19 protein-coding genes are annotated in these 18,906 nt (G+C 63.4%); 5 read left to right on the top strand and 14 right to left on the bottom strand.

Translation table 11 applies throughout. The annotated features are described in order from the left end of the window. Position 1 precedes the first annotated feature (1 nt). The 7 genes from ATY76_RS12010 to ATY76_RS12040 form a co-directional block, all read right to left on the bottom strand. Positions 2–1,543, bottom strand: a complete 1,542-nt coding sequence (locus ATY76_RS12010) for an L-aspartate oxidase (RefSeq protein ID WP_088674983.1) — start codon at positions 1,541–1,543, stop codon at positions 2–4. After that, positions 1,540–2,511, bottom strand: coding sequence for a quinolinate synthase NadA (gene nadA / locus ATY76_RS12015; RefSeq protein WP_088674984.1), 972 nt, complete (start codon positions 2,509–2,511; stop codon positions 1,540–1,542). Before nadA ends, ATY76_RS12010 begins: the two co-directional genes overlap by 4 nt. 69 nt (positions 2,512–2,580) lie before the next feature. After that, the gene (locus ATY76_RS12020; RefSeq protein ID WP_088674985.1) at positions 2,581–3,477 is read right to left on the bottom strand and encodes a hypothetical protein; all 897 of its coding nucleotides are present in this window, start codon (positions 3,475–3,477) and stop codon (positions 2,581–2,583) included. Positions 3,478–3,606: 129 nt separating this feature from the next. Continuing rightward, positions 3,607–4,419 carry a 3-methyl-2-oxobutanoate hydroxymethyltransferase gene (locus ATY76_RS12025; protein WP_088674986.1) on the bottom strand — a complete coding sequence of 271 codons (813 nt, stop codon included), beginning with the start codon at positions 4,417–4,419 and terminating at the stop codon, positions 3,607–3,609. A 29-nt stretch (positions 4,420–4,448) separates the two neighbouring features. Beyond that, positions 4,449–5,675, bottom strand: a complete 1,227-nt coding sequence (locus ATY76_RS12030) for an FAD-dependent oxidoreductase (RefSeq protein ID WP_088674987.1) — start codon at positions 5,673–5,675, stop codon at positions 4,449–4,451. 11 nt (positions 5,676–5,686) lie between these two features. Next, positions 5,687–6,001: a MocE family 2Fe-2S type ferredoxin gene (locus ATY76_RS12035; protein WP_088674988.1), complete on the bottom strand. Its 315-nt coding sequence runs from the start codon at positions 5,999–6,001 to the stop codon at positions 5,687–5,689. A 21-nt stretch (positions 6,002–6,022) separates the two neighbouring features. Beyond that, entirely contained in the window at positions 6,023–7,111 is a 1,089-nt protein-coding gene (locus ATY76_RS12040; RefSeq protein ID WP_088674989.1) for a fatty acid desaturase family protein, read from the bottom strand. A gap of 133 nt (positions 7,112–7,244) precedes the next feature. On the opposite strand from ATY76_RS12040, the gene ATY76_RS12045 reads away from it, so the two are divergent. Then, complete coding sequence (locus ATY76_RS12045) at positions 7,245–8,273, top strand: LacI family DNA-binding transcriptional regulator (protein WP_088674990.1); 1,029 nt, start codon at positions 7,245–7,247, stop codon at positions 8,271–8,273. Positions 8,274–8,434: 161 nt separating this feature from the next. Next, positions 8,435–9,247, top strand: coding sequence for a TIM barrel protein (locus ATY76_RS12050; RefSeq protein WP_088674991.1), 813 nt, complete (start codon positions 8,435–8,437; stop codon positions 9,245–9,247). A gap of 65 nt (positions 9,248–9,312) precedes the next feature. Here ATY76_RS12050 and cobM read toward each other — a convergent pair whose 3' ends face one another. Together cobM and cbiE are read right to left on the bottom strand one after the other, a co-directional pair. Then, positions 9,313–10,071, bottom strand: a complete 759-nt coding sequence (gene cobM / locus ATY76_RS12055; RefSeq protein ID WP_088674992.1) for a precorrin-4 C(11)-methyltransferase — start codon at positions 10,069–10,071, stop codon at positions 9,313–9,315. 4 nt (positions 10,072–10,075) lie between these two features. Next, positions 10,076–11,308 (bottom strand): precorrin-6y C5,15-methyltransferase (decarboxylating) subunit CbiE, encoded by a 1,233-nt coding sequence (cbiE, locus tag ATY76_RS12060; protein WP_088674993.1) that lies wholly within the window; start codon positions 11,306–11,308, stop codon positions 10,076–10,078. Here cbiE and ATY76_RS12065 point away from each other — a divergent pair. After that, the gene (locus ATY76_RS12065; RefSeq protein ID WP_088674994.1) at positions 11,307–12,077 is read left to right on the top strand and encodes a cobalt-precorrin-6A reductase; all 771 of its coding nucleotides are present in this window, start codon (positions 11,307–11,309) and stop codon (positions 12,075–12,077) included. The two genes, cbiE and ATY76_RS12065, sit on opposite strands and share 2 nt — an antisense overlap. Here ATY76_RS12065 and ATY76_RS12070 read toward each other — a convergent pair. The 5 genes from ATY76_RS12070 to cobF all read right to left on the bottom strand — a co-directional run bounded on the left by ATY76_RS12070 (position 12,041) and on the right by cobF (position 16,378). After that, positions 12,041–12,805 carry a precorrin-3B C(17)-methyltransferase gene (locus ATY76_RS12070; protein ID WP_088674995.1) on the bottom strand — a complete coding sequence of 255 codons (765 nt, stop codon included), beginning with the start codon at positions 12,803–12,805 and terminating at the stop codon, positions 12,041–12,043. The genes ATY76_RS12065 and ATY76_RS12070 overlap by 37 nt on opposite strands. Then, positions 12,802–13,533: a precorrin-2 C(20)-methyltransferase gene (locus ATY76_RS12075; RefSeq protein WP_088674996.1), complete on the bottom strand. Its 732-nt coding sequence runs from the start codon at positions 13,531–13,533 to the stop codon at positions 12,802–12,804. Before ATY76_RS12075 ends, ATY76_RS12070 begins: the two co-directional genes overlap by 4 nt. Further along, positions 13,530–14,162 carry a precorrin-8X methylmutase gene (locus ATY76_RS12080; protein ID WP_088674997.1) on the bottom strand — a complete coding sequence of 211 codons (633 nt, stop codon included), beginning with the start codon at positions 14,160–14,162 and terminating at the stop codon, positions 13,530–13,532. The genes ATY76_RS12075 and ATY76_RS12080 overlap by 4 nt, the downstream gene beginning before the upstream one ends. Before the next feature lie 2 nt (positions 14,163–14,164). Further along, positions 14,165–15,547 carry a precorrin-3B synthase gene (gene cobG, locus ATY76_RS12085; RefSeq protein ID WP_088674998.1) on the bottom strand — a complete coding sequence of 461 codons (1,383 nt, stop codon included), beginning with the start codon at positions 15,545–15,547 and terminating at the stop codon, positions 14,165–14,167. Positions 15,548–15,610: 63 nt separating this feature from the next. Next, positions 15,611–16,378: a precorrin-6A synthase (deacetylating) gene (gene cobF, locus ATY76_RS12090; RefSeq protein WP_088674999.1), complete on the bottom strand. Its 768-nt coding sequence runs from the start codon at positions 16,376–16,378 to the stop codon at positions 15,611–15,613. A gap of 203 nt (positions 16,379–16,581) precedes the next feature. Here cobF and repA point away from each other — a divergent pair, with 203 nt between their 5' ends. Beyond that, positions 16,582–17,778, top strand: coding sequence for a plasmid partitioning protein RepA (gene repA / locus ATY76_RS12100; protein WP_088675001.1), 1,197 nt, complete (start codon positions 16,582–16,584; stop codon positions 17,776–17,778). After that, entirely contained in the window at positions 17,775–18,770 is a 996-nt protein-coding gene (gene repB / locus ATY76_RS12105; protein WP_088675002.1) for a plasmid partitioning protein RepB, read from the top strand. Before repA ends, repB begins: the two co-directional genes overlap by 4 nt. The last annotated feature ends 136 nt before the right edge of the window (positions 18,771–18,906 follow it).

Genomic DNA, 18,906 nt, shown 5'->3' on the forward strand with positions numbered 1-18,906 from the left:
CTCAGGCACTCCTTGCAAGCGAATAGGGCGGTGTCGCGTGGGCGATCTCCAGCGCGTCCAACAGGCGCATCTGACGTCGCCTTGCATCGGCATGCTTCAGCGGAAAATCGGTACGGGCGTGGGCGCCGCGCGATTCCGTTCGCAGGCTGGCAAAAACGGCGATCAGCAACGCGACGATGGCAGGATCGGCGGCGGGGCCGGTGCTTTTGGCAAACGGCAGCAATGCGGCGATCGCTCCATTCACGGCGCCGGCGTTGCGCAGCACGCCGAGATGGCGCGAGACGGTCGGCCGGACGAGCGAGGCATCGGCGGCCGCCGGCAGTTTTGCGGCGGTGATGGAGCCGGCACCATTTGCCGGCGCGCCGGACAGATCGCCTGCTGCCCGCATGCCCATCACGGCTGCTTCCAGCAGTGAGTTGCTGGCGAGCCGGTTGGCGCCGTGCAGCCCTGTCGAGGCAGCTTCCCCCGCCACCCAGAGACCGGGCACCGAGCTGCGCCCACTCGCATCCGTGGCAACGCCGCCCATATGATAGTGAACGGCCGGCCGCACCGGAATGAGGTCTGTCGCCGGGTCGATGCCGGCCTCGCCGCAGAGGGCTGCGATCACAGGAAAGCGTGCCGCGAACCGGTGGCCGAGCGCATTGCGGGCATCGAGGAAGACCCGGCCGCCACGGGCGATTTCGGCGCTGATGGCGCGTGCCACCACATCGCGGGGCGCAAGCTCGGCGCCCGGGATGCGGGCCATGAAGCGCTCGCCCTTTTCGTTGAGGAGCAAAGCCCCCTCCCCGCGCACCGCCTCGCTGACGAGCGCCAACGGCCGGCGGCGTGAATCGAGCGCGGTCGGATGGAACTGCACGAATTCCATATCGGCGAGAACAGCGCCCGCCCTTGCCGCGAGCGCGATCCCCTGGCCGAAATTGCCCATCGGATTGGTGGTCGCATCATAGAGCCCGCCGATGCCGCCGGTGGCGAGCACGACCCTGGACGTCGGAAGGATGGCGGCGCCATTGGCGGTCGCGCAATGCAGGCCCGCCACATGCTCGCCGTCCGTCAATATCCGCCGCGCCTCAAGTCCTTCGAGCACGGTGATCGAAGGCGTCTGCATCACCGCCCGCACCAGCGCGGCGACGATCGCCGCGCCGGAGCCGTCGCCTTCTGCGTGGACGATACGGCGACGGCAATGCGCGGCTTCCAGCCCCAACGAAAGCTCGCCCGCGGCATTCCTGTCGAAACGCACGCCGGCCCGTTCGAGCGCCGCAATCGCCGCCGGCGCCTCGGCGATAATGCCGGCGGCGACCGCTGGATCACAGAGACCGTCGCCGGCGGCAAGCGTATCGGCAAGGTGCAGCTCGGCGCTATCGTCGGCGCCCATGGCGGCGGCGATGCCGCCCTGCGCCCAGGCGCTCGACGTTTCCGCGCCAAGAGCTGCGCGGGTCACGATCACGCAGGGTTCCGGCGCCAGCGTCAGCGCGGTCATCAGCCCGGCAAGGCCGCTGCCGACGATCACCGTGCGTCCGGCAAGATGGTCGAGAAGCTCGGTCATATCGCCAGCATCCTCTCGACGGCGCGGCGTGCGGCCACGGCAATCGCCGGGTCGACGGTCACCTCATGACGGTTTTCTTCGAGCGCCGCACGGATATTGGCAAGCGTGATCCGCTTCATATGCGGGCAGAGATTGCAGGGGCGGATGAACTCGACGTCCGGATGGTGAACGGCGACATTGTCGCTCATCGAGCATTCGGTGAGGAGCACGACGCGCGCCGGCTTCTGCGTGCCGACATAATCCGACATCACGGCGGTCGAGCCGGCAAAATCGGCTTCTGCTACCACGTCAGGCGGGCACTCCGGATGGGCGAGCACCGTCACGCCGGGATGATTTTCACGCAGCTGGCGGACGTCTTCGGCGGTGAAAAGTTCATGCACTTCGCAATGGCCATGCCAGGCGATGATCTCGACATCCGTCTCGCGCGCGATGTTGCGCGCCAGATATTCATCCGGGATCATCAGCACCTTCGGCACGCCGAGCGATTCAACCACTTTCTTGGCATTGCCTGAGGTGCAGCAAATATCGGAGGCGGCCTTCACCGCGGCCGAGGTGTTGACATAGGTGATGACCGGGACGCCGGGATGGGCCTGACGCAGCAGCGCGATATCTTCGGGTATGATCGAGTCCGCCAGCGAACAGCCGGCGCCGAGATCCGGGATCAGCACCGTTTTCTCGGGGTTCAGAAGCTTGGCGGTCTCGGCCATGAAATGCACGCCGGCCAGCACGATGACGTCGGCATCGACTTCGATCGCCTTGCGAGCGAGCGCCAGGCTGTCGCCGACGATATCGGCCACCCCGTGGAAGATCTCCGGCGTCTGGTAATTATGGGCGAGAATGACGGCGTTGCGGCGGCGCTTGAGCTCGAGGATCGCGTCGACGTCATTTTCGAACATCATCCATTCGGCTTTGGGGATGACGCGGCTGACGCGTTCGTAGAGCGAGGATGCGGAAACAGCGTGATTCATGACCGGCTCCTAATTATGCTCGAATTGAGCATATCATGGGCAAAGACATATTCTCATGCTGAGCATATGTCAATGGCGGGAGAGCGGTAATTTCGTTCCGGCGAGCGCGCGTTCCTCGAGCACCGTATGGCGGAAGCGGAACAGCTTGGCCGGCCGGCCGCCGGTTTCGCTTTCCGTCCCGCCGGTTTCCTCGACCAGTTCCTGCTGTTCGATCAGGCGGCGGAAATTCTGCTTGTGCAGCGTCAGCCCGGCCAACGCTTCGATGGTGCGCTGCAGCCTGAGCAGCGTGAAACTGTCGGGCATCAGCTCGAAGACGACGGGGCGGTATTTGATTTTGGCGCGCAGCCTTGCGATGCCGGTCGCGAGAATGCGGCGGTGGTCGGCGAACATCGCCCGGCCGAGATTGGCTTCGGCGGCGCATCCGGCTTCGGCGACCAGCCCGGCTTCATAGAGCAGTTCATAGCGCTGCAGCGCCAGATCCTCGTTCCAGCCGCCGCCGTCGAGGCCGAAGGTGAAATCCGCGCGGCGATGACGATGGTCGCGCCGCGCGGGATCGGCGTCGGCCCAGTCCCTCAGGCGTGTCATGATCTCGTCGAGCACGGCCGGCCGGCCGTGCCGATGGTCTTCCCAAGGGAAATATTCATACCAGCCGTGCCACCCCGGCCGGCCGGCGCCGGACTGCTCGTTGACGAGGCCGAGATAGCTGATCGAGATCGTCCGCCCGCCAAGGATTTCGTTGTTCCGGTCGCGATCGGCGAAAGTGTAGAGCTGCTCGAGATAGCCGACCGGGTGCTCCGTCTGCTCCTGCACCCATTCGCGCAGGCCCGATTGCAGCGTGCGATGGCCCATTTCGAAAGGGCCTGACGGCAGCGCATTGCCGGAACGGATGGTCATGACGCGCGGCTCGTCCCCCGTCACCGCGACGAGCACCGCAATCAATTCCGCATGCGCAAAGCCTATCGTCACAGGGGACCGAATACTCCGTTCCGAATGGGTCGAACGGATCATTCCTGACATAGGCGAAGGCGGAAGCCAATGGCGGGCTTCCCCTTTCCCCAGCGGGCGAAGGGGAAGCGCGGAGCAAGCCGTAAGCTTTCAGTGATTGCCGATCTCGCCCGCCAGCCGATCCAGGAAAGCCTTCAATTCCGCTTCTTCGATGCCGACGAGATGGCGCTTTTCCGGATAGGCGCCGGATCTGACATCGTGGGCGAACTCGGTAAAGGCGGCGATGCGCTCGCGCTGCAGCCGGTCATATTCGGCGGCGAAGTTGCGATAGACCTTGGCATGGCGCGGATAATGGCCGCGATTGGCGCCGAGCACGTCGTCGGCGAAGAGATATTGGGCGTCGCAGCCACTGCCGGCGCCCATGGAGATCATCAGCATCGAGGTGTTGCTGCTGATGGCGGCGGCGACCTCTCCCGGCACGACTTCGATTTCGGCAGCAAAGGCGCCGGCTTCTTCCAGCGCCTTGGTCTGCCGCCAGATCTCCGCGGCGCTCGCCGCCGTCTTGCCGACGGCGCGGAAGCCGCCGGTCCAGGTCGCCTTCGAAGGGATCAAGCCGAGATGGCCGCAGACGGGAATGCCTTCATCGCGCATGCGCCGGATCGTCTGCAGGCTTGCGGCGCAATAGACCGCATCGCCGCCGGCCTTCAACGCCGCGAAGGCGGCGCGCAGATAATCCTCGGCCGAAACATGGTCGCCATATTCGAGCCCCGGAATGGCAAAAGGCGTAGGCGCGATCTCGCGGAAGACCGGGCCGAGCAGCGAAGGCGGCACGGAAACGATATCGATCCCGGCCTTTTCGGCGGCCTCCGCCTCCTCCAGCGAGGTGACGCGCAGCATGGTGAGCTGGCGCTTGCCTTTTTCCGCAAGCAGGTCGGCGACCGTCGCGCGCTTGTGTTTCTTCATCGTCAATTCCTTTAATGAATAGCGGCTGCTCAGGCGGCCAACAGGGATTTCAGTTTGACGTTGCTTGATGTCAGCGCGGCCGGGTCGGGGCGGGCGCCTGCTGCAATCAGCATTTCGGCGAGCCTGATGTCGCGCGCCACCGCATTGCCGGTTCCGATGCCGCTTGCGGCGATCAGCCGGCCATCGGCGTCGAGATGGAAGAGAATAAAGGCGCCGGCGCCGAGGTCGCGGCGCAGATGCGCCACAGCGCCTTCGGCAAGCCCTGATATCTGCAGCGTCATGTCATATTGGTCCGACCAGAACCACGGCACTGCCGAAACGGCTTCGTCGAGGCCGAGCATGTTGGCTGCGGCCAATGTGCCCTGCTCCTGGGCGTTGCGCCAGGATTCCAGCCGCACCCGCCGGCCGCCATAGATCGGCAAAGGGAAAGAGCAGCAGTCGCCGGCGGCAAAAACATCCGGCGCCGAGGTCTGGAGATAGGTATCGACGGCAATACCGTTCTCGATTGCGAGGCCCGCTTTTTCAGCGATCTCGACATTCGGCCGCGCGCCGATGCCGACAAGAGCAAGGTCGGCTTCGATCACCTCGCCGGTGGACAGCCTGATCACGGCCTTCCCGCCTTCCTCGGTCAGCGTCTCGATCGAGACGCCGCAGCGTATATCGACGCCCTCGGCGCGATGGCGCTCGGTGAGGAGATGGGCGATTTCCTCCGGCACGCCGCGCTTCAGCACGCGTTCCAGTCCCTCGATGACGGTCACCTCGGCGCCGAGGAGGCGCGCCGTCGCCGCAAGCTCCAAGCCGATGAAGCCACCGCCGATGATGGCGATATGACGGCCCGGCTTCATTGCATCGCGCAAAGCCGCCGCATCGTGATGGGTCCGGAGCGAGCGAATATGCGCGCTGCCCTCCGGCGCGCCTGGAAACGACCGCGCGCTCGCGCCCGTCGCCAGCAGAAGCTTGTCGTAGGAGAGTGTCGTCCCGTCGGAAAGCGTGACGGTTCTGGATGCCGTGTCGACATCCCTGGCCTCCAGGCCGGTCAGCAGGCGGATGCCGCTTTCGGCGTATTTCTCCGCCGCAGCGATGAATTTTGGATCGCTGGCATCGGCGATACCGGCCTTGGAAAGCGGCGGCCGCTCATACGGATGGAGGGCTTCGGCGCCGACAAGCGTTATTTCGCCGTCAAAACCTTTTTCCCGCAAGGCGAAGGCGGCGCGCGCACCGCATTCGCCGGCACCAAGGATCACGAAATGAGCCACAACAGCCTCCCTCAGACCGAGATGAAGACGGTGCCGCCTTCGACCTTCACGGGGTAGGTCTTGAGATTGACGCAGACCGGCGCGCCCTTGGCTTCGCCCGTCTTGTAATTGAAGCGGCCGTTATGTTTCGGACATTCGATGATCTCATCCATCACAAGCCCGTCGGCGAGGTGGATATGTTCATGCGTGCAGAGCCCGTCGGTTGCGAAGAATTCGTTGTCGGGGCTGCGGTAGACCGCGAAGGTGCGCCCGCCATGATCGAAGCGGATGACATCCTCTTCGTCGATCTCGTCCTTGCCGCAGACTTCGATCCAGTTTCCGCTCATCTTATCCTCCCTCGATCGCAATTATTGGGCCGCCGGGGCCAGTTCGTTGTGGAATTCCTCGCGATAGGGCCGCGCGGTGGCCGGCAGTTCGCGCCGCAGGAAATAATCCTCGTTGCGTAGCTGGCGCAGGAAGGCCGGGATCATCTCGCGATAGCCAGACCAGATCGACGCGTTCGGCGCCGGCAGATCGTGCTTGATCATCGCATGCAGCCTGGGCAGCGCGTGGTAGGGCACCATCGGAAACATGTGATGTTCGACGTGGTAGTTCATGTTCCAGTAAATGAAGCGGCTGATCGGGTTCATGTAGACCGTGCGGCTGTTCAGCCGGTGGTCGATCACATTGTCGGCGAGACCGCCATGCTGCAGCAGCCCGGTCAGCACATGGTGCCAGGCGCCGTAGAGGCGCGGCAGGCCGATCAGCATCAAGGGAAGGATCGAACCCATGGCAATCGCGGCTGCGATCGTAGCGATATAGATGACGAGCCAGATACGGGCGATGCGGATCGCCTTCGGCTGTTCCATCTCGGGAATGAAAGTCTTTTCCGCCGTGCTGATGACGCCGAAGACATTGCGCAGCATGTCGACGACGGCATGCCAGACATCGAGGATACCGAAGAAATTGAGGATCAGCCGGAGGAGATCCGGCGGCCGCATGACGGCGATCTCGGGATCGCGGCCGACGATGACGGTATCGGTGTGATGGCGCGTGTGGCTCCAGCGCCAGGTCACCGGATTGCGCATGATCATGAAGCAGGCGATCTGATAGACCACATCGTTCATCCAGCGCGTCTTGAAAGCGGTGCCGTGGCCGCATTCGTGCCAGCGGCTGTCGGACGCCGAGCCGTAAAGCACGCCATAGGCGAGGAAGAAGGGCACGGCGATCCACGAACCCCAGAAATAGATACCGAGCCCGGCAAAGACCGCCATGCTGCCGAGCCAGATGACGGTGTCACGGATTGCGGGTGCATCGGAGCGCTGCATCAGCGCCTTCATCTCCTTGCGCGGAATGTCGGTGTGGTACCATTGCGCTGCCGCCAGCCCCGTCTCGACGGCGGTGCGGCCGCTTTCGCCGAGCAGGTCGTAGTCACGTTTCTTTGTCTGGGTCGCCATCGTCCGCCTCCCGCTATGCTGATGGCGGGGAGAATAGGTTGACTTTAGTAAGTGCTCAATGCAGGCTTGATATATTCTATCAAAAGCCATCAGAAATGGCTTTCATTCATGATTGAATCTATCAGGAACGTTCATGCGCCGCCCCACCATATCCGATCTCGCCCGCGCCTCCGGCGTCAGCGTCGCCACCGTCGATCGCGTTCTCAACGCCCGCCATCCCGTGCGGGAGGAGACGGCGCGGCGGGTTTATGACGCGGCGCAGTCGATCGGCTATCATGCGGTCGGCCTTATCAGGCAGCGCGTCTTCGAAGATCTGCCGCAATACAGGCTGGCTTTCCTGCTGCAGAAACCGACACAGCAGTTCTACCAGGCATTCGCGCGTGAGATCGAAGCGGCGGCGCGATCGGTCACGAACGCCCGCATCCAGGCCCATATCGACTTTCCGTCAGCCGCCACGCCGGCTGCAATCGTCGAGAAACTCAAGGCTCTCGGTGCACGCAATCAGGCCGTTGCCCTAGTTGCGCCTGATTACCCCGCGGTGACGACCGCCATTGAGGAGTTGAAGGAAAAAGGCGTCCCGGTCTTCTCGCTCCTCTCCGATTTCGCGTCGGGCGTGCGCACCGGCTACATCGGCGTCAACAACCGCAAGGTTGGCCGCACCGCCGCCTGGGTGATTGCGCGGACGGCGCATAAACCCGGCAAGGTCGCCTGTTTCGTTGGCAGCCATCGTTTTCATGGGCATGAACTCCGGGAAATCGGCTTCCGCTCCTATTTTCGCGAAAATGCGCCGGAATTTGATGTCATCGACACATTGATCAACCTGGATACGCCCGAGATCACGCACGAGGCGACGTTAACGTTGCTACAGAAACATCCCGATCTTGCCGGGCTTTATGTCTGCGGCGGCGGCATGGAAGGAGCGATTTCGGCATTCCGGGAGGAGAACCTTGGCGGCAAGGTCGTGCTCGTGGTCAACGAACTGACGCCCGACAGCAAAGCAGGTCTTGCCGATGACATCGTCGCTATGGCAATCGGCACGCCCCTGCCCGCGCTCTGTCAGGAGCTGATGGTGCTGATGAGGAATGCGGTCGAAAACAGCGAAGCCGCCATCCCCGGGCAGTCCTTCTTGCCCTTCGACATCTACCTTTCCGAAAACATCTGAAGCATGATGGAATTCTATCATACCGGCTGAAATTCTCTCAGCAATGAGGGCGGTCGCCGACGATGACGGATGGATTGGCGGGCGAATTCGGATAGAGATTCGCTCACTCATTCACGAGGAACCGCTCCGCCTGCCGCGGAGCCGAGGAGGATATATCCGTCATGACTTCGATCCGCTTTGCGCTCAACCATATGGCCGCGCCGTCGCTCGCCATCGATGATTTCTTCGCGCTTGCAAAGTCGCTCGGCATCGACTCCGTCGAAATCCGCAACGACCTTTCCGGCAACGCAATTCTCGACGGCACCAAGCCCGAAGCGATCAAGCAGGCAGCGGCTCAACATGGCCTGACGATCATTTCGATCAATGCTCTGCAGCGCTTCAACGAATGGAATGAAACGCGCGCCAGGGAAGCGCGGGAACTGATCGATTATGCCCGCGTATCCGGCGCGAGAGCGCTCGTTCTCGTTCCGAAGAACGACGGCACCGGCTGCACCGACGGCGAACGCCAGGCCAATCTGCGCCAGTCTCTGACGGCGCTGAAGCCGATGCTCGATGAAGCCGGCATCATCGGTCTCGTCGAGCCGCTCGGTTTCGAGATCTGCTCGCTGCGCTCGAAGACGGAAGCCGCCGAGGCCATCAAGGAACTCGGCGCGCAATCGACCTTCAAGCTCGTCCACGACACCTTCCACCATCACCTTGCCGGCGAAGCCGCGACTTTCCCGGAACTTTCCGGCCTCGTGCATATCTCCGGCGTCAGCGATCCTGCCGTCTCGGTTTCCGATATGCGCGATTCCCATCGTGTGCTCGTGGACGGCGACGACCGGCTCGACAATGCTGGGCAGATCAAGGCGCTGCTGCAGGCGGGTTATGCCGGGCCGTTCTCCTTCGAACCCTTCGCGGCCGAAGTCCATGCGGTCAAGGATCCGGCCGGTGCACTCCGCGCCAGCATGGATTATCTCGCAGCCCGGGTTTAAACTGGCAAGCTTGCTCTTATCGCCATGCGAGAAGCCGCGCCATCAGCGCGGCCGATCGTTCGAAGCTATTCCCGGCCCCTGAACCGGCGCTGATAGGCCGGATCATAGAGCGAGCTCTCGCGAAAATCCTCGGCTGCGAGCGAGGGGCCGACGAAAATAATCGCCGTGCGTTCGATCGGTTCGGCCGCAACTTTCGCTTCGATATCGCACAGCGTACCCCACAGGATGCGCTCGTCCGGCCATGAGGCCTTGACGACGATCGCGACCGGGCAGCCGGCGCCGTAAAGCGGCGTCAGTTCCTCCACCACCTGCTTCAGCGCATGGATTGCCAGATGGATCGCCAGCGTGGCGCCCGTCGCGCCGAATTTGGTGAGCGTCTCGTCGTTCGGCATCGGTGAAGCGCGGCCGGAAACGCGGGTGAGCACCAGGCTCTGGGCCACCGAGGGAATTGTCAGTTCGCGGCCGAGCGCCGAGGCGGCGGCGGCAAAGGCCGGAACGCCTGGCGTCATCGTATAGGCGATGCCGTGTTTTTGCAGCCGGCGCACCTGCTCGGCGACCGCACTCCAGACCGAGAGATCGCCGGAATGCAGCCGGGCGACATCCTGGCCGGCGGCAGCGGCGCTGAGATATTCCGACTCGATCTCGTCGAGCGACATCGGGGCGGTATCGACGATGCGCGCATCCGGAGGGCAATATTGCAGCAGTTCCGGCGAGACGATCGATCCGGCATAGAGGCAGACCGGGCATTGGCCAATGAGATCGCGGCCGCGGACTGTGATCAGATCGGCCGCTCCAGGCCCTGCGCCGATGAAATGCACCGTCATCGAATTATCCTTTCGTCCAGCGCCACTGGGTGACCGGCATGGCCGGCCGCCAGCCGCTCATGCCGCCAAGGGGCTCGGCGCGCGCTATGTCGATCCGCGTGAGCGAACCGCCGCGTTTTGTGTGTTCTGAGAGCAGTACGGCCTCCATCTCCAGCGTGACGGCATTGGCGACGAGCCGCCCTCCCCGCTTTAGCGCGGCAACGGCGCCGTCTATCACATCTGGTTCGCTGCCGCCGCCGCCGAGGAAGATCGCATCCGGCTCCGGCAACCCCAGCAGGGCATCCGGTGCCGAACCTTCGACGACGGCGAGATGCGGGACGCCGAAGGCGGACGCGTTGCGGGCGATGCGCGCGGCCCGCGCCGGCGACTGCTCGATTGCGATCGCCTTCAGCGACGGATCGGCCAGCATCCACTCGATGCCGATCGATCCCGAGCCCGCGCCGACATCCCAGAGCAATTCGCCGTGACGCGGCGCAAGCGCCGACAGCGTCACCGCCCGGATTTCGCGTTTGGTGATCTGTCCGTCATGATCGAACAACGCGTCCTCGAGGCCCGCGGCAAAAGGCAGGATGCGAGCCCCCTCCCCTGCCGCAACATGGAGCGCACAGACATTCAGGGGATCGACCTCCGCGAGATCGAAATCCGCAGCCGTCGTATGCCTCAGCCGCTCCCGATCGCCGCCAAGCGCCTCGAGTACGGTAAGCCGCGACTGACCGAAGCCGGCGGCGGCAAGCAAGGCGGCGAGTTCGCCCGGCCCCTTCTCGTCCGAGGTCAGCGCAATGATGCGCCGTCCGGGGTGCAGATGCGGCCGGATCAGGTCGAGCGGGCGTCCATGCAGCGAGACCGTCGCCACGTCCTGCAGCGGCCAGCCGAGGCGGGACGCGGCAAGGCTGAAGGCGGACGGCGCGGGGATGGTGTAGATTTCCTCTGCCGCCAGATGGCGGGAAAGCGTTGCGCCGACGCCGTAGAGAAAAGGGTCGCCGGAGGCGAGTACGACGACCGGCGTGCCGCGCCTTTCAAGAATGGCGTCGATCGAGCGCTCGAAAGGGCTCTGCCAGGAGAGCTTTTCACCTGTGATCAGCGATGCGGCAAGCGCGTGATGCCGCGCCCCGCCGAAAACGGCGGGTGCGCTCGCAATGAGCCGTTTCGCCTCTTCGCCCAGCCCTGCTGGACCATCTTCGCCGATGCCGATAATAGTCAGCCAGCGTTGGCCGGAAGGGGAAGAAACATCAGCCATGGGCAGACCACGCATCCTCATTCTCGGCGGCACCGGCGAGGCGCGCCTGCTCGCCGGAGCGCTCGCGGCGCGTGACGACTGCGATGTTCTTCTGTCGCTGGCCGGCCGCACCGAACAACCGGCCGCGCAGCCGGTTCCGGTTCGTATCGGTGGTTTCGGCGGGGCTGCGGCGCTGGCCGATTTTCTGAAAGCCGGCGAATATGACCTGCTGGTCGACGCCACGCATCCCTTTGCCGAGCGCATTTCCGCCAACGCCGCCTTCGCGGCCGAAACCACGGGCATTGCTGCCATCGCTCTGCGCCGCCCCGAATGGCGCCGTCAGCCGGGCGACCGCTGGCAGGAGGTGCGGGGCATTCCGGCAGCCATCGAAGCGCTCGGCCCCTCCCCTCGCCGTGTCTTCCTGGCGGCGGGCCGGCAGGGCGCGCATCGCGTGGAAGCGGCGCCGCAACATTTTTATCTCATCCGCAGCGTCGATCGGGTCGAGCCGCCGCTCGCGCTCGCGAAGGTCGAATACATCCTCGATCGTGGTCCGTTCACGTTGGAAGACGAATGCGCTTTGCTGAGGAAACATGGGATCGATGTCATCATTGCCAAGAACAGCGGCGGAGGCGCCACCTATGCGAAGATCGAGGCGGCCCGCCTGCTCGGTATCGAGGTGATGATGGTGGTGCGCGAGACCGGCCCTGAGGTCGCCGTGGTCGAGACTGTCGAGGCAGCGCTTGCGGCGATCGATCACCTCTTTCCTCCTGCCATGAAACGCGGCGTGTAGACGAGGTCCAGCTTGCCGGGGCGCGCAACGACACGCGTTTCGGCCGAGCCGATGATGACGCAGGTCGCCATATCGGCAACCGATGCATTCGCCTCAGACAGCGGTTGCACCGCGATGCGCTCATCTGCCCTTCCGGCCGCACGGCCGAAAATCACCGGCGTCGTTACCGGCAGATGCTGCCGCAACAATTTGAAAGCCTCGCCGAGTTGCCACGGCCGCGCCCGGCTGATCGGATTATAGAGGGCGATGACGAAGCCTGCCTTCGCCGCCAGCTCAAGACGGTTCTCTATGATGTTCCAAGGCTTTAGGTTGTCTGAAAGCGATATGGCGCAGAAATCGTGGCCGAGCGGCGCCCCGGCCCTCGCCGCCACCGCCAGCATTGCCGTGACGCCGGGCAGGACGGTGAGATCGACCGCACGCCAGGCCGCCGGTCCATTTTCGATCGCCTCGCAGACGGCGGCGGCCATGGCGAAGATACCGGGATCGCCGCCGGAGACGACACAGACCTTCGCGCCGTCCGCCGCCATGGCGAGAGCTGCCACTGCCCTATCGAGCTCCTCGCGATTGTCCGAGACGTGCCGCAACTGATCGGGGCGCAGTTGAAGCCTGTCGAGATAAGGCCCGTAACCGAAGAAATCCGTCGCTGCGTCGACGGCGGCCAGCGCTTCCGGCGTCATCTGCTCGGGATTGCCGGGACCGGTGCCGATCACGAAAAGTGTGCCTTTCATCGGCTGTTCTCCCAGCCCGGCACCAGCACGAGCGAGAAATAGGGCGCATCGCCCTCGCCCTTGTCGGCAAGCTTCTCCATCGCCGCATTCGACATGGTGCCGCGCTCGACATAGACGGCTTCCGCCAGCCGGCCGGCCGCTGCCAGCGCCCGGCGGATCTTCGGCAGATTTCGGCCGACCTTCATGATGACGGCCGCTTGCGTATCAGCGAGACGACGGGTCAATTCGGTCTCGGCCATCGTGCCGGGCAGTACGGAAAGCACGTCGTCACCCTGGACGATCGGCATGCCTGCCAGGGACCAGCAGCCCGACATGGCGCTGATGCCGGGGATCACTTCCGTTGGATAACGCGTCGATAGCCTGACATGCAGGTGCATATAGGAACCGTAGAACAGCGGATCGCCTTCGCTGAGCACGGCGACGGTCAGCCCCGCGTCGAGATGGCCGGCGACATCTCTTGCAGATCGATCGTAGAACTCCGTGATCTGGCTCTGATAGCGCTCGTCATTCTTGTCGATTTCGGTGGTGACCGGATAATAGAGCGGCAGCAGCGTCACGCCGGGTTTCAGCAGCGGTTCGACGATCGCCTTGCCGTTTCCGCCCCTGCCCTGCTTGGCGAAGTACGCGATCACATCTGCACCTTCGATGGCGCGCACGGCTTTGAGGGTCAGGAGTTCGGGATCGCCGGGGCCTGTGCCGACGCCGATGAGACGGCCGTTTGTTGTCATAGGCCGGGCCTCGCCAGCGCATTGATGGCGGCGGCCGTCATCGCGCTGCCGCCGAGCCGGCCGCGCACGATGGCGAAGGGGACGCCATACGAATTTTCCGCCAACGCATCCTTCGATTCCGCCGCGCCGACAAAACCAACAGGCATGCCGAGGATCGCCGCAGGTTTCGGCGCGCCGTCGCGCAGCAGTTCGAGGAGATGGAAGAGCGCCGTCGGCGCATTGCCGATTGCGACAACGCTTCCACCGAGCCGGTCGAGCCAGAGATGCATGGCGGCAGCCGAGCGTGTATTGCCGATCTCACGCGCGAGCTCTGGAGTTTCGGGGTCACGCAGCGTGCACACCACCTCGTTCAGCGCCGGCAGCCGAGCGCGGGTGACGCCGTGGGATACCATTTCCGCATCGCAGAAGATCGGCGCGCCGCCCTTCAGCGCGTCACGCGCCGCACTGACGAAATCGGTGGAAAAGATGAAATGCTCCGCCGCTTCCACAAGCCCGCAGGCATGGATCATGCGCACGGCGATTTCGGCCTGATCTTCGGTGAAGCGCGAAAGATCGGCCTCGGCGCGGATGATCGCAAAGGAACGCTCGTAGATCGCGTCGCCGCTGCGGATATAATCGTAGTCTGGCATTCCTATTCCTGTCGCAGCGCCTTCGAAACGCCGGTTGCGCCAAGCCGTGTAAGGCAGGCGGCAGCCGATTCGCCAGCGCCTCTGTTGTCTTCGATGGACCGGGCGAGCCTCTCTATAGCGAAATCGATCCGACCGCCAGCGATCCGTTCATCCGGCTGATCCGCCGCAAGCCCATTGAGGACGAGACCGTAACCCTCCGCCGAGCCTGTCAGGGTGAGCGCTGGCCTGGCATGGGCGCAGCCCTTGGCGCAGCCGGAGAGATGCAGCGTCAGTGAACCATCGAAGAGAACAGGCGCCACAGCGATGAGGCGGCGCGCTAAAGTTCTCGTCTCGTAGAAGGCTGCACCGCAGGCGCCCGCACCGGCGCAGGCCGCGACATATTCGCTCTTCTCACCGGGTTGCGTGCTGAAACCATGTTTGCGTGCGGCAATCTGCAGGGCCGGCGCGGCATCTGCCGGGAGCCCGGTGAAGAAGAAGCCCCGGCCGGGCGCGAGCCTGACGATGGGCGCGCCGTGGGTCCTCGCGCAATCGAGCAGGGCGGTCAGATCGGGCGCTCTTATCTGCCCGAATTCCGGCCGGACGCCGAGCACGCTTTTGCCGTCCTTGAGGCGGTGCAGGCCGGAAAGCGGTGCCTTTGCCGTGTGTGACGAAAGAACGCGGATAGTATCCATCGCGGGAAAACGCGCCCGCAGAAGCGCCGCATCGATATCCCGCGCCCGCTTGCTTTGGCCGAGCACCGCCAGCAGATGCAGAATTTCGCCGACAGCTGATATGGCCACCTCTGCCGGTCCGTTCGCGATTGGCGTTGCTGTTTCGCCATCGCCGTTGATCGCCACGAGCCATTGTGCGTCCGGCTGTGCAACGACGCGGATATCGGCGAAAAGCGTCGATAAACCGAATGCTCCGCCGCCGTCGATGATGATCGAGAGTTTCGGCGCGAGCCAGGGGGAGGCGAGCAGATCGCTGAGCTCCTCGCGCAACAGCTTCTCCAGCGCGGCCGGATCGCTCGTCTCCTCTGGGTCGATGCCGTGCAGCGGCGATATCTCGATTGCCGGTCCGTCTGGCACTGCGATTCCTGCGACATCGATATCGGCGGCGAGCCGTCCTGCGGTATCGGCCCTTAGTCCCCGGATCTGCAGATTGCCGCGCGCGGTGATTTCCAGAATGCCGTTTCCATGCTCGCTGGCAGCGCCGGCGAGGGCGGCGAATTGCGATAGCGTCAAGGCGCCGCCGGCCGGACGCAGCCGCACGAGCAATCCGTCGCCCGTGGGCATGGGCGCGGCAAGAGCCGGACAGGCACCGCGCGGGCGCATCTTCGCCGACGGTCGATCATACGGATCCGCCTCGTCTTTGTTGTCGATCGCCTTGGCGGCCTTTGTGCCCATTCTTAGCCCTCTGATCATCTCTTACATGATCGCGGCCGGCGCGGCAAAGCTTGACGGAGAGGGCTATTCTTCGAAGTCGCGTCGTCCCTTGCGCAGGAGATAGATGTCCATGATCCAGCCGTGCCGCTCTCTGGCATAGGCCCGGAGCGCCATAATTTCTGCGGCGATATCGCCGAGCCGTCCCGATCGGATGATCTCGTCCTTGGTACCGAGGTAAGCGCCCCAGAAGATTTCGGCATCGGGATCGTCGATCTTTGCAAAAGCCTGTTCGCCGTCGAGCATGACGATCGTGCTCTCAGCCTGCAGCCCGTGTCGGGCCAGCTGGCGCCCGGTGGTCACCTCGACCGGTTTGCCGACGAGGTTGACCGGAATTTTGTGGCTGGCCGCCAGGGCCTGGATGCTGGTGATGCCGGGGACGACGCTGTAGTCGAAGTCGACGCTGTTCGTTTGCCGCACACGTTCGACGATTCGGATGGTGCTGTCGTAAAGACTGGGATCGCCCCAGACGAGAAAGGCGCCGGTGCCGCCGTCCGGGAGGCTTGAGATCAGTTTCGCATAGATATTGGCGATATCACCGTGCCAGGCATCGACGCTCTGTGTATATGTTCTGTCTGCCGTCTGCCTTTGCGGCACGTCGAATTCCGCGATCCGGCCCCCTCGCCGAGTGATGTAGCGCTCGCAGATTTCCCGCCTTATCTCTGCGAGATCCTCCTTGCCGGTGCCTTTGAGCGGCAGGAAGATCACGTCGGCGGCGTTCATCGCATTTATTGCCTGTATGGTGACGTGCTCCGGATTGCCCGTGCCGATTCCGATGATACTGATATGTTTCAAGCGGATATTCTCCCCGTAAGTTCCGGCGGTCTTGCCGAAAAAGCCTGCCCGCCGCAAGGGTGGGGCAGGGGGTTGGCCGCGGCCAACCGGGCCATGTGGCCCCTCCGGCCCCTATTGTTGCCGTAAATCCCGAATCGTGTCACTTTCGATACGCTTTTTGACGCTAAGTTGACCGAAAAGCGCATCGAAAAGGATTGGGTGTTTTGGACAACATTAGCGTATCGACGACGGATGTGCGGATTGAGCGGCATGCGAACCAGCTTTCGCGGCAATTGAAGCTCCTCCGCGACAAGCTGTTTCCGCCGCTTTCCCAGAAGACGCTGCGCACTTTTTCCTCGGGCGAGGCTGCTCAGATGATCGGTGTGTCTGACGGCTATCTTCGGCAGCTTTCGCTGGATGGCAAGGGGCCGCAGCCGGAACTGTCGTCGAACGGTCGGCGCTCCTATACGCTCGGCCAGATCAATGAGTTGCGCCACTATATGGCGAAGCTGAAGCCAAAGGATGCGCTGTCCTATCTTCCATGGCGCCGCCCCGGTGAAAAGCTGCAGACGGTGGCCGTCACCAATTTCAAGGGCGGTTCGGCCAAGACGACGAGCACGCTCTATCTGGCGCAATATCTGGCGCTGGAGGGTTACCGGGTGCTGGCGATCGATCTCGATCCGCAGGCTTCGCTCTCCTCTATGCTGGGCGTTCAGCCCGAGTTCGATCTCTCCGACGGCGATACGCTCTATGGCGCCATTCGCTACGACGAGGCGCGCAAGCCGCTGAAGGACATCGTCCGCAAGACCTATTTCGACGGGCTCGATCTGGTGCCGGGCAATCTCGAACTGATGGAATTCGAGCACGAGACGCCGCGTGCGCTGAATGACCGCCAGAAGCCGGCCGAGCTGTTCTTTCGCCGCGTCGGCGTCGCTATCGCCGAGGTCGAGGCCGATTATGATGTGGTGGTGATCGACTGCCCGCCGCAGCTCGGTTACCTCACGCTCGGCGCGGTCTGCGCGGCAACATCGCTGCTCATCACCATCCATCCGCAGATGGTCGATGTTGCCTCCATGTCGCAATTCCTGCTGATGACCTCGGATCTGCTCTCGGTCGTGCGCAGGGCCGGCGGCGATCTGCAGCATGATTTCATCAAATATATCGTCACCCGGCACGAGCCTTTCGACGCGCCGCAGTCGCAGATCGTTGCGCTGCTTCGCAGTCTCTTCGGCGACGACGTCTTGACGGCGACCATCCTCAAATCCACGGCGATCGCCGATGCGGGGCTGACCAAGCAGACGCTTTACGAAATCGAAAAGGGGCAGGTACGGCGCTCGACATATGACCGGGCGCTGGAATCGGTCAACGCCGCCAACGGCGAGGTTCTCGCCGGCATTCACAAAGCCTGGGGCCGCACATGAGCAGACGCGATCGCCTGAAAGGTCTTTTCGACGATACGGCGCAGGAGTTGGCCGCGGCCAACTATGAGGAGCCTTCTGCGCGCGGATCCGCCGGCCCGGTTCGGACGATGGCGCTGACGCTTGGCCGTATGGAAGAAGAGAGCAGGGCGATGCAGGAAGCCTTGCTTTCCGGCGAACGCATCGTCGAGCTGGATCCCGATCTGATCGATTCCTCCTTCGTCCGCGACCGCCTTGCCGACCAGCCGCTCGATATTGAGGATGAGCTGGTTCAGTCGATTGCCGAGAACGGACAGGAAGTACCGGTTCTCGTTCGTCGCCATCCCGATGATGAGAGCCGCTATCAGATTGCCTATGGCCATCGCCGCCTGCAGGCCGTCAAGCTGCTGGGCCGCAAGGTGCAGGCGATCGTCCGCAAGCTCGACGATACCGATGTCGTCATCGCGCAGGGCATCGAAAATTCGGCGCGCCGGAACCTTTCCTATATCGAGCGGGCGGTCTTTGCCCTCAACCTCGAACTCAAGGGTTTCGAGCGTCCCGTTATCATGAAGGCGCTGTCGACCGATAAGACGGAGCTTTCCAAGCTGATATCGGTCGCAAAGGCCATCCCGGCCGACATTGTCAGGTCGGTTGGAGCGGCACCCAGCGTAGGGCGCCGCAAATGGATGGCGCTCGCCCAGGACTGGAATGGCGGAACGGCAGCGCGGCTTGCGAAACTCATCGCTTCGGAACGCTTCATGGCGGAAGAGAGCGATCGTCGTTTCGAGCTCCTGGTCGCGGAACTGGCCAAGAAAGAATCAAAGCCCGAAGCCAAAGAATATGACTGGAAGCCGAAGAGCGGTGGCAAGATTGCCGGCCGGATCAAGAGCGCCGGCAATTCCTTCACGATTGCGTTGAAGACCGGCGATGCGCCGGATTTCGGCGCTTACATTTCACGCCGTCTCGATGAGCTTTACGAAGCCTATCGGGCCGGCAAGTTGCAAGCAGGAGAGTAAGCCGCAAAAGAAAAAAGCCTCCGAACGTTGCCGTCGCGGAAGCCTTTCTCATATCTGGACAATCTGAGAATCGCACTTCCTCGAATCACTGTCAAGCATCTTCGGCATCCTTTTGGGTGGTAAGATTTCTTTTGCC

Origin of the sequence: Rhizobium sp. R339, from assembly GCF_002211395.1 — a bacterium.
GTDB lineage: Bacteria > Pseudomonadota > Alphaproteobacteria > Rhizobiales > Rhizobiaceae > Rhizobium.

Coding starts and splice junctions, on each gene's coding strand:
- ATY76_RS12010 (WP_088674983.1), bottom strand. CDS start 1,543: ATGACCGAGCTTCTCGACCATCTTGCCGGACGCACGGTGATCGTCGGC.
- ATY76_RS12080 (WP_088674997.1), bottom strand. CDS start 14,162: ATGCCAGACTACGATTATATCCGCAGCGGCGACGCGATCTACGAGCGT.
- ATY76_RS12040 (WP_088674989.1), bottom strand. CDS start 7,111: ATGGCGACCCAGACAAAGAAACGTGACTACGACCTGCTCGGCGAAAGC.
- ATY76_RS12035 (WP_088674988.1), bottom strand. CDS start 6,001: ATGAGCGGAAACTGGATCGAAGTCTGCGGCAAGGACGAGATCGACGAA.
- ATY76_RS12045 (WP_088674990.1), top strand. CDS start 7,245: ATGCGCCGCCCCACCATATCCGATCTCGCCCGCGCCTCCGGCGTCAGC.
- cbiE (WP_088674993.1), bottom strand. CDS start 11,308: ATGGCTGATGTTTCTTCCCCTTCCGGCCAACGCTGGCTGACTATTATC.
- ATY76_RS12075 (WP_088674996.1), bottom strand. CDS start 13,533: ATGACAACAAACGGCCGTCTCATCGGCGTCGGCACAGGCCCCGGCGAT.
- ATY76_RS12025 (WP_088674986.1), bottom strand. CDS start 4,419: ATGAAGAAACACAAGCGCGCGACGGTCGCCGACCTGCTTGCGGAAAAA.
- ATY76_RS12050 (WP_088674991.1), top strand. CDS start 8,435: ATGACTTCGATCCGCTTTGCGCTCAACCATATGGCCGCGCCGTCGCTC.
- cobG (WP_088674998.1), bottom strand. CDS start 15,547: ATGGGCACAAAGGCCGCCAAGGCGATCGACAACAAAGACGAGGCGGAT.
- cobM (WP_088674992.1), bottom strand. CDS start 10,071: ATGACGGTGCATTTCATCGGCGCAGGGCCTGGAGCGGCCGATCTGATC.
- repB (WP_088675002.1), top strand. CDS start 17,775: ATGAGCAGACGCGATCGCCTGAAAGGTCTTTTCGACGATACGGCGCAG.
- ATY76_RS12065 (WP_088674994.1), top strand. CDS start 11,307: ATGGGCAGACCACGCATCCTCATTCTCGGCGGCACCGGCGAGGCGCGC.
- ATY76_RS12070 (WP_088674995.1), bottom strand. CDS start 12,805: ATGAAAGGCACACTTTTCGTGATCGGCACCGGTCCCGGCAATCCCGAG.
- nadA (WP_088674984.1), bottom strand. CDS start 2,511: ATGAATCACGCTGTTTCCGCATCCTCGCTCTACGAACGCGTCAGCCGC.